This is a genomic window from Pseudactinotalea sp. Z1732 (genome assembly GCF_049724975.1).
Taxonomy (GTDB): domain Bacteria; phylum Actinomycetota; class Actinomycetes; order Actinomycetales; family Beutenbergiaceae; genus CALKWS01.
On the sequence record NZ_JBMPQC010000025.1, the window covers coordinates 1 to 15,554 of the forward strand.

Consider the following 15,554-nt stretch of genomic DNA (forward strand, 5'->3'; position numbering starts at 1 on the left):
CCAAGACCTTCAAACGCATCGGACGCGGGTATCGCAATCATGACAACTACCGCTGCCGCATAATGGCCTACACGACGTCACCAAAGGCGGCGTGAACACCCCTCACCACGCTGAAAGTGGAAGAGCCACCATCATCCTGGCCGGGAAGTCCCAGTAGGTCACGATCGCATCGACGGAGCCGGGGAAGGCCTCCAGTTGTGCCTCCGCACGGTCCAGCAGATCAGGGATGCTGACCTGACCCTCCTGCAACTCCGCCGGGGTGAGGAGGTAGTGGAAGGTGAGGTCCTCCGATCCGGGCACGGCGTGCAGGACCTCGAGGTTCGGCTCGTCCAGGCCGAGGACGAAGACGTTCTGGTTCTTCGACTGCGTCATGCCTCCGATCGTCACAGCTCAGTTGGGGGTACGCATCCCGGGGGAGTGGGGGCGGGTTGACGCTCCGCGTGAAGTGCAAGTACGAAACCTGGCTCCGGATCATTCGCCAGACAAGGCCAGGCCTGACGTGCTCAGCGGCCTCGTAGATGACGTCGTGCAAGGACAGGCGCAGCGTCGCGGTCGTCACGGCACCCTCCCCGAGGTCCTAGTGGACGGTCCGTGGACGGGGCTGAGCCAGGGGCTGGGTGGACATTCGCTCCCTGAGGGTGGGTAGCAGCGCGGTGCGCTGCGGACCTGCAGGGGTTGGCGTGTTCAGGTGCGCGAGGCAGGAGGTCAGCGCGGTGTGCCCGACCGCGAACTTGGGCGGTGAGACTGCGGTGACCGGAACGGGCGCCAGCGCGGAGACTTCATCGTCGAAGGCGATGATCTCCAGGTCCTGGGGGATCTGGATGCCGCGGTCCTGCGCTACTTCAAGCAGAGCTATGACGGCTTCGTCCGGCAACATCAAGAGCGCACCGATGTTCAGGTCCACCGCGGCGTCTAGAACCTCGCCCGCTCGAAGCAGGGCCTTGGCCGGGTCGGCGCCAGCCAGCAGGATCTGTACCTCAGCGAGATGCCCGCGCGGCCGCAGGGCCCGCACCGCGCGGCGCACCCCGGCGCGGACCGCCTCGGCGGTGGGGCTGGCCCGCCAGGCCAGCAGGAACCGGTCATGGTGACGCTCTACCAGTTCCCGGACGGCGAGCTCAGCGCCGTGCCGCTGGTCGCTCCGGACCGAACTCAGGGGCATGCCCGGATCGGCACGGTCCAGCGATCGCTCCACGATGATCACCGGGACAGGAAGGGAACTGAGGAGTCGGTACGTGGATGGATCCGCCGCCACGGTGTCCGCCGGCGTGACCAGCAACGCATCGACTCCGGTGGCCGCCAGGCGCCTGATCTGCTGCTGCTCCACCTCGCGGGAGTACCCGGAGATAGCCAGGATCAGACGCACCCCCGACTCGCCGGCGGCGACGTGAGCTCCTCGGATGATCTCGGGGAAATAGTAGTTCCGGGACGGGACCACCAAACCCACGGTCGCCAGTGGTGGTGTGCCCTGGCGGCTCGTCCTGCCCTGAGGTGGGCGGAGGGGGACTGCGCCGCCATGCACCCGTTGGAGGTGTGCGTCGGCCTCCAGCAGTTCCAAGTCGCGGCGGATGGTCATGGCCGCGACACCGAACTTCTGGGCTAACTCTCCGACGCGGACCGCACGGTGTAGCCGGAGTTCCCGCAGGATATGGTTGCGACGCTCCGCCGGGATCATCAGATCATCTTCAATGATCCGTGCCGCGCCGCACAAGGCGCCGCTCGGCGTGCTCAGGAATCGACCCGCACCGTGATCGTTCGGCCGGTGGTAGAGCCGAACTCGTTGATCAGTTCGGCTCGATAGGAGTAAGTACCCGGATCGCGATCGGTGACCGCGATCTGAACCTGCTGCGCCTGTGGTGTGTTGGCCTCCAGTGCTCCCCGGGCGATCTCCGCATCGTCCTCGTAGAGGACATACTCCGTGGCGTTCGTGCCCCACCACATATTCAGATCAACCGTGAAAGCGGGCGAGCGGCTCCAGTTGTCGTGGCTGAGTTGCGGAACTCCTGGCTCGGCGTCCCGCACGGTTACGGTCACGGGTCGGGTGGCGGTGGTGCCGGCGGAGTTCTCGAGTTCACCGGTGTAGATGTAGTCGCCGTTCGGGCGGCCCTGGATCCTCACCTCTGCGTTCTGAGCGTTCGGGCTGTCCATCTCCAGGGATTCGGTAGCGATCAGTTCATCGTTCTCGTACAACCGGAAGGTGCCCGCATTCTCGCCCCACCACATGTTCACGGACACATCGAAGTACCCGTCCCGCAGGCCATGGGCTCGTCCCTGGGTGGTCCCCAGGACGCCCACGCCCGGGGCACTGGTGGCGCCGTCGTCGCTGTCCTCGGTGGGCAGGGCCGTACCGGTGTCGAGGGTGTCGAAGTCGATTACCCTGCCGTCCAGGACCACCGTGCCGTCGTCGGCGTCGGTCAGGCTCAACTGTCCGGAGGCGGATGTGGCCAGCACGATCCGGAAGTCGGCCGACTCGCCTTCGGTGGAGATCCGTAGGGTCCCATCATCGATCACGATGTCGGGAGCGTCCGGACCCAGGACGAATCCGCTCAGCGCCGCTCCCTCGTCGTCGTTGAAGGTGAAGTCGGGTGATCCGCTGCCGGGATCGGTTGCGGTCTCGATTCGCACGCCCTGCTCGGGGCGCAACTGCCAATCCCACGTCCGTGACTGATCGTCGGCGAACCGGTCCCGTATGACCACGATCGCATCGGCGTCGTGCCCGGGCGCGAGATCCACGACCTGCTGCCGCTCGGCCAGGTTGACGCCGAAGTTTCCGGATCCGTCCAGGTGCAGATATCCGCCACCCTGATCGGCGTAACCGACCGACTCCAGCGTGACGCCGTCACCGGTGAGTGTCTCGTACTGATTACGGTACGGTTCCAACTCCCCGTCCACCAGTGGCTTGCTCCACAGGTTCGGTTCCGTGGCCGCGCGGGCTCCGAGTGTCGCCCAGGTGGTCCCGTGCCCCATCCAGGACAGGGAGAACGTCTCCGCGGCCGACCAGCCGCGGTGCTGAGTGTTCCGGTTGGAGGTGGCGATGATCGCATCAGAGGTGTCGGCGTACCCGGAGCGGAAGGCGTAGAACCCCGGCTCATCGTCCAGGATCGCTGTGAACGCCTCCGGCGCGCTGATCTGCGCCGGGTCGCTGCTGACCTCGGTGGGGTAGTACAGCATCGTCCACATCGAGTGCAGGTGGTCGAACTGCGGCCGGGGATGCTCGGTTCCCTGGACGTGGTCATAGGTGTGGCGCAGCCCGGGGAGCGCGCCCTCCGGCGTGAGCGGGAACAACAGGGGGAAGAGCCCCGACACCTGCCCGTTCGGACCGGAGACACCGAACTGGGCGACATCGCCGTCCGGGCGGGAGGAGGCAACGTGGAGCGCCAGGTTCCACCATTGCGGCCGCTCGACGTGCGCGTCGAGCACCTGGAGACCGGCGCTCTGGGCGAAGTAGATCGAGGGAAGCATGTACAGGCCGGTGTAGTGCAGGTAGTCCCAGCCTTCCTGGGTGTACCCGTGGTCGGTGTATCCCTGGTCCAAGTGCTGTGCGACCTGGTCGGTGACATAGGCGATCCGGTCGTCATACATCCCGAAGTCGCCATCTCCGCGCGCGGCGAGGAGAACCTGCAGTTCGGGCGCGCGGGTCACCCCGACCCAGTTGCTGGTCTTCTCTGTGTCGAACAGGGCGTCGTGGTGATAGGTGGAGAGTAGGTCGACCGACCGGGTCATGAGGTTCCGTACCTGGGCGCGCTGGTCGGTGTCCCATCCGTTGTAGGCCCAGTCGTAGACCGGCGCCAACGACAAGTTCGCCCGGCCCAGTTCCAGGCCCATGTTGACATCGCGGGCGACGACGAAGTCGGCTGCGCTCATCACCGCGTCGAAGGCGACCTGTGCCCACTGCTCGTCGCCGGTGACCAGGTAGGCGAACGCGGCGTCCCGGCCGCGGTAGAGGCCTGCGCTGCCGTCGGGGCGGTTGTAGGGGCCGTCATCGCCAGCGTCCAGGCGGGTCATGAGGTTGTTCCATGCACCGGTGACGGTGGGTTGCTCGGCGTCCAGGTGCGCGCGGACTCGGTCGATCGCGTCCTCGCTGATCGACCTTGGGTGCTCGGCAGCACCAACCGTGGCGGTAGCGATCTCACTGTCGCCGGCGAGCAGTCGTACCCGCTCGCCGGGTGCGGCGTCGACCACGACGGCCCCCTGCTGGCCAGACACCGACTCACGTCCGTTCTCGGTGGCCAAGGCGAGGCCCTCCGCTGAGGCATCATCGGGCAGGGACCAGGCCACCCTGGCACCGTCCTCGGTCTCCAGTGCGGTCAGGGTGGAGATGACCTGCTCGCGCTCGAACGTCTCCGGCGTCGTGGTGGTGGCCGGGGGAGTGGTGGTGATCACGGAACCATCGGCGGCGTGGGCGACGACGACGTAGGTGTAGGTGGTGCCGGGTTCGGCCCCAGTGTCCGCGGTCGTCAGGGCGTGGGCTTCGCGCACGAAGGTTTCCTCGGACGGCTCCGGCGCCTCGCTCCCCTCGGTGCGGTAGACACGATACGCGTGAGCATCGTCGTCGTCCTCGGTCAGTTCCCAGAACAGATGAACCGGGCCGGCTGACGTGGCCGAGGCGGTCAAGGTCGCCTGGTCGACGGTTTCGGCGATCCGTACGTCGGCGAACCAGATTGTTCCGCTGGCGCGGTCCAGCATCGGTTCCACGGCCAGTTGCACCGCTTCCGCGGGCAGTTCGATGCGGGACTCGTAGGTGCGCCAGTCGAAGGTGCCTGTCAGGTAGGGGCCGGGCCGTGCGGGCACGACGGCGACGCCGTCTTCATCGAAGGCCTGCACACGCAGCATGCTGAAGCCCCCGGAGAGTTCCTCACCCTTGACCTGGGCGGTCACGGTCAGTTCACGTGGTGTCTGGGGGGTGACCGTGATCCGCTGCGTCAGGGCCAGGCGGGCGTCGGGCCCGGACTCGGAGGTGATCGAGACAGCAGGCCCGTCCTCGGGGCCGGCATCCGGCACGGCCTCGACGGTGGCTGCGCCCGCAGGGTTCCAGGTGCCCCACCCGTCGGGGTGGCCATCGCCGTTGGTATCGGCGAACGTGGGGTTGGTCAGTTCGGGGACGGCGGCCACGGCCGGGGTGGATGCCCCCAGTCCGATGACCACCGCCACGGCGGCGGCCAATGCCGCGTAGCGGAACCGGGAGTGGGTGGTGGTGTCGCGATCGGGTCGCATCAGCGTCCTTACTGGTCCATGCGGTACATCGGCCTGCAGCGCGGTGTCGTGGGTCACACAGTAGGCAGGGCCGGATGAAGAAGCACGGAGTCGCACACAGTCGCACATCCGGCGTCGCATCTCGGCACGGTGGCGCTGGATCACTCAGCGGGCGTCGGCGGCGATTCGGAAGCCGGTATTGCCGGAGGAGGAGTCACCGGCGTTCAACGTCCGGGCGGCCACCCGGTACCTGTTGCAGTAGGAGTCATGGCACAGGTAGGAACCACCGCGGATGGTCCACACATCCGGCGTGGATCGGCCCGGGGACTGGGCCCATGGGCTCACTGTCCACTCCCAGACGTTGCCCGCTACATTGAACAGCCCGTACCCGTTGGCCGGGAAGGACCTCGCCGGGGCGGTGCCCACGTACCCGTCGTCCGCGGTGTTGTGGCGGGGAAAGTCGCCCTGCCAGATATTGCACATGTGTCTGCCACCCGGGGTGAGTTCGTCGCCCCAGGCGTACCGCCGTCGTAGGAGCCCACCACGGGCGGCATACTCCCATTCGGCTTCGTCCGGAAGGCGGGTGCCGGACCACGCACAGTAGGACTGCGCATCATGCCATGACACATGCACCACGGGGTGGTCGCGGCGATCTTTCAGTGAGGAACCCGGACCTTCCGGATGGCGCCAGTCGGCGCCATCGATTCCGACCCACCACGGGGTACCTGCGGCCACGCCGCGTACCATGCGGGGGTCGATGTCACGCACGAAGAGGTGGAAGACGAAGCTCCAGCCGAACTCCTCCGCCTGGGTGCGGTATCCCGTGGACTTCACGAAGCGTTCGTACTGGGCATTGGTGACGGTGGTGGATCCGATCAGGAACGGTTCGACCTCGACCGTGCGGACCGGCCCCTCGCCGTCGGCGGGGTGGGCATCGGGATCCTCGCTCCCCATCGCGAAGACACCGCCGGGCAGGTCGACGAGGTCGCGCCGGATCTTGCGCGCTTCGTTAGCGTTGTGCTCCGGTCGGGAACGCTCCTTCGAGGTGTGGAGCCGCACCGGTGTCGCGCCGGTGCTGCGGTCACCGGGACCTGTCAACTGAACCTCCCGTGCGGATGCCTCTGGGGCGGAGCACCTCTACTGTACGTGGGACTCCACGGCGGTCTCGGGTCGAATCCGGTCGACCTCGGGGATTCCGGACATCATGGCCATCCACTGGGCGAAGCGGTCACCACGCTCGCACAGGATGCGGTACAACCGCCGTCGCAGATCGGTCACCACATTGCCGTACGCGGGCACGGCCACGACATTGCGCAACTCATGCGGGTCGGACTGCAGGTCGTAGAGTTCGTCGGTGCCCTCGGGGTTGACGATCAGTTTGAAGCGCCGGTCCCGCAGCATCCGCTGGGAATAACCGAAGTGGTGGCCGTGGAACTCCGCGACGATCTCCCGGCGCTCGTGCAGCGCTGAGGGGTCCAGCAAACTGGTTCCTCTGCTGGCAGCGGTGTCAATCCCGGCGACGTCCAGGATGGTGGCGTGAAAGTCCAGTAGCGAAACGAAATCGTCGCACCGGGCTCCCCGCACCCCTGGGTTATGCACCAGGGCGGGGATGCGGTAGATGTCGTCATACATCGCCGGGCCTTTGTCGTTCAACCGGTGGGCACCGGTGAACTCGCCATGGTCGGCGGTAAAGCACACCACCGTGTCTTCCTGCAGCCCGTGGTCTTGGAGTGCTGCGAGGATCCGGCCCACCTGGTGGTCGATCAGGGCGACGTAACCGCGGTAGATCGCGATGAGCTTGCGCCATCGCACGGCGTCGAAACCGTCGGCACCCCAGTACTGGGAGTACGTGCATTGGATCTCGGGCTTGTCAGCGAAGGTCTCCGCCATCGATGCCGGCAGTTCGATCTGGTCCGGGTCGATCAGGTCGAACCACTCATCGGGCAGCAGATAGGGAAGATGCGGACCGAAGAAGTGACAGTTGAGGTAGAAGGGCTTCCCCTCGGCTGCGTAGGTGCCGATTCTCTCGATCGTCAGGTCCGCCAGGTACTGCTCGAACGTCGCCTCGGTGGGTTGGCGCAGCCGCGAGGCGAGGAGATGGCCCTGGCTGCCGTCCGGCAGCCTGGTGTGGATCTGCTCGGTGAGTTCCACCGGCGGGTGACCGTGGCGTTCCAGCCACGCCAGGTAGCCGGGATTGGTGTAGTCGTTCAGCGCTCCGGCGATGTGATCCCCGTCGAACCCGTGCTCGGCCGGACCCCGGCGGCGGCCCACGTGCCACTTGCCCACATGCCCGACGTTGTAACCCTGGGCACGCAGTTGGTGGGAGAAGACCGCGTGATCGGTGGGTAGTTCCTCGCGATGCCCGGAGTTCCACTCGTAGTTCGCCAGGAGGCCGTGCTCGAAGGGGTGCAGGCCGGTGACCAGACTCGCCCGGGCCGGCGTGCAGATCGCGCTGGGGGTGTACGCGGAGGTGAACACGGTGCTGACCTCGGCGAGGTCGTCCAGCACTGGAGTGTACGCCGGCGTGCCCTCGTAGAAGCCGAGTGTGTCCAGCCGGTGCTGGTCGGTCATCAGGAAAAGGATGTTGCGGGGTTGAGCCCCGCCGGTTGGCTGGTTGCGAGGACTGCGCATCGATCCCTCTCGTGCTTTCGTGGTGGGCAGTGGACCATCGCTGGGCCCTCCCGCTGAGGGGAGGGCCCAGCCGTCGTTCACCGTCTCAGCTCGAAGGTCACCGGCACACCACCGAGTCCGGCGGTGTCCACGACGATCCGCAGGCCGCTGTCTTCGGGATGGAGTTGTACCCGTTCCGACTGCCCGGCGAGCCGACGGGGCTGGTTCCCGTGCAGGAACACTTCGACGGTGTCGGCCTGGTGGGTCGGATCGCTGATCGAAACACGGCCGCGGCCCGGATTGATCTCAGCCAGGACCGAGGCAGGCTGGTCGCAGGAGATCTCTCCACCTCGCCCCGGTCCCCAGAAGTTCGCGGCTTGAACGTGCCCGATCCGGACGGCCTGGACATCCGCGTCGTTGGCGAGGAGTTCGATCCCGGGATTGTGCGAGCGCGCCTGGGTGCGATTCGCGCTCACCCCCGGCAATACCGCGTAGGCGTAGGTGGTGCGATCCGGTGCGTGGACCGACTCCAAGGTGGCATACACCCGGGTGTGTTCAGTACTCGAACCGGCGGTGTGGTTCCTCGACCAACTACCGGATCGCTCGCGCACCGAAGCACGCAACTGGGGTACGTCAAGCAGCAGGTAACCAGCCACCCCCTCCACGTGCGCCCAGGTCGGGTCGCCGACCTCGGTCGCCGCCGTGACTTCCACACCATCGACGACCAGACGGCGGTGATCCTCGCCCAGATTGCGGTGTTCGATGACCGTCTTGACCTCATTCCCGGAACCTGTGACGACGTCGCTGCCCAGGGCGATAATCATGTCCGGCAGGCAGAGCCAGGTCTTGCGCGCGTTCAGGCCCGTCCCGCCGGGACCGATGAGGTGCTGTCCGGCGAGAGCAATGTCATTGAGAGCCGCGCCACCGGTCCACTCGTTATCGGGCGTACTCAAACCCCATTGGCCTTCGGTCCGGGCGGGCAACTCGGTGGTGTCAACCGTGGTGCCTGCCGGAGCCATCAGGTCGCTGGTCGGCCAGTACTCGTCGTCGTAGTGCGCGATGTCATCAGGCAGGTACAGATATGTCATCCCGTTGGAGGTCTTGAATCCGAACTCGTTCTCACCGTTCCCGCACTCGTACCACGCAATGCGATCGGAGCACATCGCGATCGCGGTGGCCCAGTCCTCTCCCCGGTACACGAGCCGGTCCATCCGGGCGAACAGTGTCGGACCCAAAGGATCCGGAACTGGCTCGGCGCCGGAGGCCTCGAGTTCCTTGATGATGGCCACCTGGGGAACTGAGGCGCCGTCGTAGATCGACCGGTAGTCGTTGGTCTCCAGCCAGTGCAGACAGCGTCCACGCCACTGCCGGGCAGTGGCCGCTTCCACTGATTGCGCGAGGGTCGCGATGGCCTCGATTGCCATGAATCCGTTGTCGATGCTGCGTTCATGCTCTCGGGAGATGGCCCGGCCGCGCACCGGATCCATCATCTGGGCCCGGTAGATCACGGGTGCGAACGATCCCTCGACCGAGTCCAGCAGGATCTGGTGGCTCGGATCGTCGATGTCGTGGCTCGTGTCGGCAAGCAGGGCGAAGAGCCGGGACAGCGCACGGAGCAAGACCAATCCATAAGTCCCGGTGTACGGGACCGTCGAATGCTGGATGAACGAACCGTCGTAATAGAACCCATTCCCAGATTCGACGATTTGCCAAACATCGCTCAGTCCGGCCACCGCATGGGCGAGCCGGTCGGCGTCGGCTCCGGCGATCGACCGGATGATCACCGCCTGGCACAGGTCCACGCGATTCGCGCCCTCCGAGAGAGCACGGCGTGGCGAATCCTCCGGGAACTGGTACCAGGGGTCGGAAACGTAGAAGTCTATGGCATCGGCATAATCCTCGAAGTGCTCCGGCTCGATGTGGTCCGCCAGCAGAGCCATACTGTCTGCGAGCGACCGGGCGGATCCCGACTCCCACGCCCACCAGTTGCCGTACTCGGCAGTGCTGGGGTTGTAGGTGAGCACATTCGTGCGCCGGAGTGCGCCCAATGCGGTCTCAAGTGCGCTCTCATCCTCGAAGTAGTCCGAACCCGGGGTGGCCCAGGCGGTGGCGATCGCCTGGATGCGACGGAAGGTTGTGACAATGTTGCCTTCGTTTCCTTCGGGCAGGAAAGGGAGGTCGACGAAGGTGCGGGCGTCAGCACCATCGTTCACCTGAATGTCGGCGAACCAGATCGTGCCCTCCGTCCGGTCCAGCATGACGCCGACGGACAACTCGACTGCCTCGGGTGGTAACTCGACCCTTCTTTCATAGGACTGCCAGTCGAATGTTCCTCGCAGGTACGGTCCGGACCCGATCGGCACTACTACCGAGCCCTCGGCGTCGAAGGCCTGCACCCTGAGCATGCTGAATCCGCCGGATAGTCCGGTTCCCTTGACCTGGGCGGTCACGGTGAACTCACGCGGTGCACCGGGTGGGATCGGCAGGCGTTGAGTGAAAGCCAGCCGGGCATCCGCTCCGGACTCCGAGGTGATCGCCAGTGCAGCGTCGCCATCTGGGCCTACACCCTGCTCGACGGTGGCGTGGGCTGCTCCTGCCGGGTTCCAGGGAGTCCAGGCGACCGGGAACCCGTCGCTACCGACGTCACTGAAGTCTGGGTTGGTCAGGAGGTCGTATTCGGAGCCTGGCCCGTCGTCGACTTCCGTCGAGATCAGTTCGATCGCGCTCCGTGCGTCCTGGTCCAGGGCAGCCAGGGCGGGGCCGAATGCAGAGTCGTTGCTATTGACTTCGAGGCGACCGGTCAATTGGTCGACCCAACGTTGCCGTAGTTCCTCGAACTCAGCGGTGCTCATTTCAGGAGCGGCGAGCGCTGCACCGTGGAACGTATGGGTGAACATTGCCGCTAATCCCATGGCACCGGCACCCTTGAGTGCTGTTCGACGTGTGATTTCCATGGATCCTCCTTGATCGTGGACGAAACTATTACTGAAGATGATTCGATTCACTGGGTCGTCAATATGCGCTGTGCCACTCCTTCCTGTCCGGGTCAGTAGGGCGTGGCATAGATCTCCTCGACTACCTGCTCGGGGGTGTCCTGGGGGAGTGCGAGCCGTTTGAGCATCTGGAAATCGGATGTGGAGCGGGCCCAGTCGAGCAGCGCGCCGCGTAGCCGCTCCAACTCGGCATGGTGCCGGGACTCCACCGCAAGGTTGGTCATCTCACCAGGGTCAGCATGCAGATCGTGTAACTGTTCCCGGTGCTGCCCCCAGCTGTACACCACGTACTTGTAGCGATGTTCGACGACGGCGCGTCCGCGGGTGACGGGGGCTGCGGCAGTAGGGAAACTCGTCTGCACGACCAGGCGTTCCCGGTCCAGGACTTCCCCGTCACGAAGCACCGGTAGCAGGTTCTGCCCGGGGAGGTCCGGCTCAGGCCGCACCTGGGCTATCTGGGCGAGTGTCGGCAGCATGTCCAGGCACACCGACACCAGCGTGTCGGCGTCGACCCGCCCGGCGGCGACTTTCCCGGGCCAGCGCACCAGGAACGGCACGCGCACGATCTCCTCGTACAACGCCGTCTTCTGGTTCCACGCATGGCTCGCATCGCCGTCGCCATGATCGCTGGTGAAGATCACCACGGTGTCCTGTGCCAGGCCTGCCCGGTCGAGCATGTCCAGCAACTCACCAACGCGTGCGTCCATGCGCTCCACCAGGCGGGCGTAGGCATACCGGTAGTGGCGCCAGTCCTCAGGGGTGTAATCGCTTGTCCCGTAAACCTTGGCTTGGTCGTGCTGCTCCTGGCGCAGGGCTTGGGGTTCGAACGGCTGGCGGCCGAAGTTCGGCGGTAGGTTCGGGGTCTCCCTCAGCGGGGCGGCCGGGGTGTCCCCGTAGTAGAGCGGCTGATCGCGGGCGTACTCGCAGATGGTGTGCGGATCGTCGAAGGAGGCCACCAGGAAGAAGGGGCGGTCCGGGTCGCGACCGGTGGTCAGGAACCGGTCCACCGCCTCGGTGAGGCCGCGATCTCCGAAGTCCTTGATCGGCTCGAATCCGTCCCCCGGTTCGGCGCTCGGCTGCACCGCATGCCACTTGCCCGCATAGGCGCATTGGTACCCGCTGCCTTCCAGCAAGTGGCCGAGCGAGTCCGGGCCGAGCACGTCGCTGGTCACGTCGTTCGACGTCACTCCCAGCGTGTGCGGGTACTGCCCGGTGAGCAGGGAGGTGCGGGCCGGGACACATAACGGGAACGTGACGTAGGCGCGGTCCATCCTGGTGCCCTCGGTCGCTAGTCGATCCAGCGCCGGGGTGGAGAGGTCCGGGTTACCGGCATTGCTCATCATGTGCGCGGCCATCTGGTCGGCCATGATCAGCAGGATGTTCGGCCGGTCGCTCATGGCCGGAGCGGGGGTTCCTTCGGGCGGAGTCGTCATCGGCGGACGGCGCTACTTACCCATGCCCAGGGTGAGTCCCTCGGTGAGTCTCCGCCCCAGCCATAGGTAAACCGCCAGCACCGGAATGATCACCAGAACCAAGCCGGCAAACAAACCACCCCAGTCGGCGCCGCTGTAGGTCTGACGTTGCACGAAGTTGATCAAGGCGATCGGCAGGGTGTACTTGTCCGTGGTTTGCAGCAGTACGAGGGCAAGGACCGTCTCGTTCCAGTTCGAAATCAACTGCAACACGAAAGCGGTTAGGAGCCCGCCCTTCGCCAGCGGCAGCATGATGGTCCAGAACGTGCGCCCCGGCGTGCTCCCGTCCAGCGCCGCAGCCTCCTCCAGTTCACCGGGCAGGGAGCGGAAGAACGCAGTGAGCAGGAATACGGTGAAGGGCATCGACACGCCCATATACACCAGCCCGAGGCCGAAGATGCTGTTGGTCAGGCCCACCCGGGCGAGCATCACGAACAACGGCACGATGATCACCTGGACCGGGACCCCGAGCCCGAGGATGAACAGCAGGGTCACCGAACGGCTCAGCCGGGTCTCCTGGCGGGACAGATAGTAGGCAGCCGGTGCCGCGAGGGCCACGATTGCCACTGAGGCGCCCACAGTCAGGACCACGCTGTTGAACGCCGCGGTACCGAAGTTCCCGGCATTCCAGGCGGTGAGGAAGTTGTCGAACGTCCAGTTGTCGGGCAAGCCCCAGGGATTGGCGAAGATCTCCCGAGTGTCGCGGAATCCCTGCAGGACAACCCAGGCGAGCAGTGCGATGTTGAAGGCCACGAACAACCAGGTCAGGGTGATGCCGATTTTGCGGAGCGGTCCGGTCTCCGCCGCTCGCCGCAGTCCGCTCTTACGCTTACGAGTGGGGACCTGGGTAGCACTTGTCATGATGAAATCCCCATCTCAGAACTCAAGGGCTTCGCGCCGGGTGACCCGACGCAGCAGGACGATGAGCACGGCCACGAGGAGCAGTGCCAGCATGGCCGAGGCGCTGGCCATTCCGAACGAGGGGATCGACTGCCCGGAGAAGGCCATGATGTAGGTGTACACCGCGGATGTCCAGATCTCCTGCGGCGGTAGACCCACGCCGGTGGTGCCACCGAAGATCCAGACGAGTTCGAAGATCTTCACCGAGGTGATCGTCCAGAGCACGGCACAGACAGCGAAGACGTCCCACGTGAGCGGCAGGATCACGTATCGCAGCCGCTGGAACGCGCTGGCTCCGGCTAGTGCGGCGTCTTCGAAGAAGTACTCCGGGATCCGGTCCACACCGGCCATCAGGATCGTGGTGTAGTACCCCACGCTCGCCCAGGCCAGGATCGCCATCACGAGGCCGAAGAGGTTGTCCCGCGCGAGCCACAGCGGTGGATCGGACACACCGATAGCCCGCAGGAAGGTGTTCACGAGCCCGTTGGGGTTGAACGCGAAGCCCGCCAGCGCACCGAAGACCAGCGCGTTGATCAGGTGAGGGAAGAAGAGCACGTTCCTGGCGGTCCTCTTGCCCGCCATATCCCGCAGCACCAGCGTCAGGGCGAAAGCAACCACGAAGATCGTCGTGCCGACGATGAACAGGATCAACAGGGTATTGAGGAAGGACTGGAGGAAGAGGTCGTTGCGTACCAGCCGGGCGTAGTTGCGCAGTCCGACCCACTCCATCTCCCCGGCACCGGCCCAGTTGTGCAGGCTGATCCACGCCGCAGCAAGGATCGGGACGACGAAGAGGACGACGTAGAACAGCAGCGCAGGCATCACGAACGGCACGAACAACTTGCGTCGTTGGCGATCCAGGGGTGAGCGCTGGCTGGTCTTGCCGGACCGGCCGGTCGGGGCGTGCCCCGGACCGGCCGGCCGGAGGTCCTGCTCGCGTGCGAGCAGAGCACTCATCAGGCTTGGTCCTCCCAGTAGGAGATCGTGGCTTCCTTGGCTTCTTCGACGAACTCCTCTGCCGTCAGGTTGCCCAGCACGAGATCGTCGTTGATGGCCCAGAAGACGGTGTCGTTGTAGCCGGGGAAGGCCACACCATCGTTCTGCTGGTGGAAGGACTCGGCGGTGGACAGTCGCTCCATCACCGTGTCAAGAACGGGGTTGACGTCCACGTCCTGCCGGACGGGCAGTAGCCCAGCCCCCTCACCGAGCATCGTCTGGTACTCCTCCTGCAGGAAGAATGCCGCGAATTCCTGCGCCGCCTCACCGTTGTCCGCCGTTGCCGGAACCACGAACCCGGTGAAGTCCACCCGGGCACTGTCATGGGTGCCGGCAGGGAACGGGAAGGACGAGTACTCGAAGCCATCGGCCGCGTACGGAGTCGTCTCTGCTGCCGCCCACGAACCCATGAAGAGCAATGCAGCGTTACCCGATGCCCACTGTTGCTGTTGCTCCGGGAACTGACTCCCTTGGAAGCCGTCGATGAAGTAGCCGCCTTCGACGAGTTCTTGGACCCGCTGCGCCGCTTCGAGCACCGCTGGGTCATCCCAGGCGGCACCGGTCTCGTCCGAGGCCAACTCATACAGAGCCCCCGGACCCAACTCCCGCAGCAAGAGGGTTTTGAACCAGTACACGTTGTAGCCCGGGATGTCCCCGTCCAAGGCGATCGGCGTGTGTCCGTCTGCCTGGAGATCATCCAGCAGGTCGATGAACTCGTCCCACGACTGTGGAGCGTTGTCCACCAGATCCGGGTGGGCCGCAGCGTCGAACCAGATGGCGTCGGAGGTCAACTGGTAGGGGACCATCCAGTACTCACCGTCATCGAGTTGAATGTCGATGTACTCCAAGTACTGCGACGGGACGATGTCAGCCAATGTCTCGCCATTGATGTCGGCGTTCCACGCTGTCGAGAGCCCCTGTACCTGTCCGGCCGACACGACGCTGCCATAGGTGTTGACATAGGACTGGTCGACGAGGTCCGGTACCTCGGCAGTGTTGAGTGCGGGGACGAGTCGTTGGACGTTGTCCCGGCCCTGCCACTGGACGTTGACCTCGATGCCGGTCTCCTCGGTGAAGTCCTCGATCGCCTGGGCCATGACCTCCTGCTGAGCTTCGCCCTCGTTCCAGGTCGACCAGTACGTGAACTCGGTGGATTCGCCATCTTCGCCATCGGCGCTGCTTCCGGAGCATGCCGCCAGCACCAGAGCAACCGCCCCGAGAGCCCCGACCACTGCGACGCGCCGGGAATGAGAGTGCTGCATCATTGCACCTTTCTTTAGAACTGACTGAGGTATCTATTCGCTGTCTAAGTGCTCACGATGGCGTAAGACTCCAGCGATCGTCAAGAGTGACTTAGAGAGGAGTGTAGATGCGCCCATCGCGTGTCTGTGGA

At 65.3% G+C, this 15,554-nt stretch carries 10 protein-coding genes; all 10 read right to left on the bottom strand.

The window, feature by feature from the left end:
• Positions 1 to 102: 102 nt before the first annotated feature.
• The 10 genes from ACPL7H_RS18845 to ACPL7H_RS18890 all read right to left on the bottom strand — a co-directional run bounded on the left by ACPL7H_RS18845 (position 103) and on the right by ACPL7H_RS18890 (position 15,423).
• A complete protein-coding gene (locus tag ACPL7H_RS18845; RefSeq protein WP_424798282.1) occupies positions 103 to 372 on the bottom strand; it encodes a hypothetical protein in 270 nt (89 codons plus the stop codon).
• 205 nt (positions 373 to 577) lie between these two features.
• Complete coding sequence (locus ACPL7H_RS18850; RefSeq protein ID WP_424798283.1) at positions 578 to 1,672, bottom strand: substrate-binding domain-containing protein; 1,095 nt, start codon at positions 1,670 to 1,672, stop codon at positions 578 to 580.
• 53 nt (positions 1,673 to 1,725) lie between these two features.
• Entirely contained in the window at positions 1,726 to 5,211 is a 3,486-nt protein-coding gene (locus ACPL7H_RS18855) for a hypothetical protein (RefSeq protein WP_424798284.1), read from the bottom strand.
• A gap of 144 nt (positions 5,212 to 5,355) precedes the next feature.
• Positions 5,356 to 6,288 (bottom strand): formylglycine-generating enzyme family protein, encoded by a 933-nt coding sequence (locus tag ACPL7H_RS18860; RefSeq protein WP_424798285.1) that lies wholly within the window; start codon positions 6,286 to 6,288, stop codon positions 5,356 to 5,358.
• Positions 6,289 to 6,327: 39 nt separating this feature from the next.
• Entirely contained in the window at positions 6,328 to 7,821 is a 1,494-nt protein-coding gene (locus tag ACPL7H_RS18865) for a sulfatase-like hydrolase/transferase (protein WP_424787742.1), read from the bottom strand.
• A 77-nt stretch (positions 7,822 to 7,898) separates the two neighbouring features.
• On the bottom strand, positions 7,899 to 10,754 hold the full coding sequence (locus ACPL7H_RS18870; RefSeq protein ID WP_424798286.1) for a polysaccharide lyase 8 family protein: 2,856 nt from the start codon (positions 10,752 to 10,754) through the stop codon (positions 7,899 to 7,901).
• A 92-nt stretch (positions 10,755 to 10,846) separates the two neighbouring features.
• A complete protein-coding gene (locus ACPL7H_RS18875; protein ID WP_424798287.1) occupies positions 10,847 to 12,226 on the bottom strand; it encodes a sulfatase family protein in 1,380 nt (459 codons plus the stop codon).
• A 12-nt stretch (positions 12,227 to 12,238) separates the two neighbouring features.
• Positions 12,239 to 13,126 (bottom strand): carbohydrate ABC transporter permease, encoded by an 888-nt coding sequence (locus tag ACPL7H_RS18880; RefSeq protein WP_424798288.1) that lies wholly within the window; start codon positions 13,124 to 13,126, stop codon positions 12,239 to 12,241.
• Positions 13,127 to 13,141: 15 nt separating this feature from the next.
• On the bottom strand, positions 13,142 to 14,122 hold the full coding sequence (locus tag ACPL7H_RS18885; protein ID WP_424798289.1) for a carbohydrate ABC transporter permease: 981 nt from the start codon (positions 14,120 to 14,122) through the stop codon (positions 13,142 to 13,144).
• A complete protein-coding gene (locus ACPL7H_RS18890; protein ID WP_424798290.1) occupies positions 14,122 to 15,423 on the bottom strand; it encodes an ABC transporter substrate-binding protein in 1,302 nt (433 codons plus the stop codon). Before ACPL7H_RS18890 ends, ACPL7H_RS18885 begins: the two co-directional genes overlap by 1 nt.
• Between the last annotated feature and the right edge of the window lie 131 nt (positions 15,424 to 15,554).

Bases quoted from the DNA above. Each gene is read 5' to 3' on its own strand.
- ACPL7H_RS18845 (WP_424798282.1), bottom strand. From the start codon at position 372: ATGACGCAGTCGAAGAACCAGAACGTCTTCGTCCTCGGCCTGGACGAG.
- ACPL7H_RS18850 (WP_424798283.1), bottom strand. From the start codon at position 1,672: ATGATCCCGGCGGAGCGTCGCAACCATATCCTGCGGGAACTCCGGCTA.
- ACPL7H_RS18855 (WP_424798284.1), bottom strand. From the start codon at position 5,211: ATGCGACCCGATCGCGACACCACCACCCACTCCCGGTTCCGCTACGCG.
- ACPL7H_RS18865 (WP_424787742.1), bottom strand. From the start codon at position 7,821: ATGCGCAGTCCTCGCAACCAGCCAACCGGCGGGGCTCAACCCCGCAAC.
- ACPL7H_RS18870 (WP_424798286.1), bottom strand. From the start codon at position 10,754: ATGGAAATCACACGTCGAACAGCACTCAAGGGTGCCGGTGCCATGGGA.
- ACPL7H_RS18875 (WP_424798287.1), bottom strand. From the start codon at position 12,226: ATGACGACTCCGCCCGAAGGAACCCCCGCTCCGGCCATGAGCGACCGG.
- ACPL7H_RS18880 (WP_424798288.1), bottom strand. From the start codon at position 13,126: ATGACAAGTGCTACCCAGGTCCCCACTCGTAAGCGTAAGAGCGGACTG.
- ACPL7H_RS18885 (WP_424798289.1), bottom strand. From the start codon at position 14,122: ATGAGTGCTCTGCTCGCACGCGAGCAGGACCTCCGGCCGGCCGGTCCG.
- ACPL7H_RS18890 (WP_424798290.1), bottom strand. From the start codon at position 15,423: ATGCAGCACTCTCATTCCCGGCGCGTCGCAGTGGTCGGGGCTCTCGGG.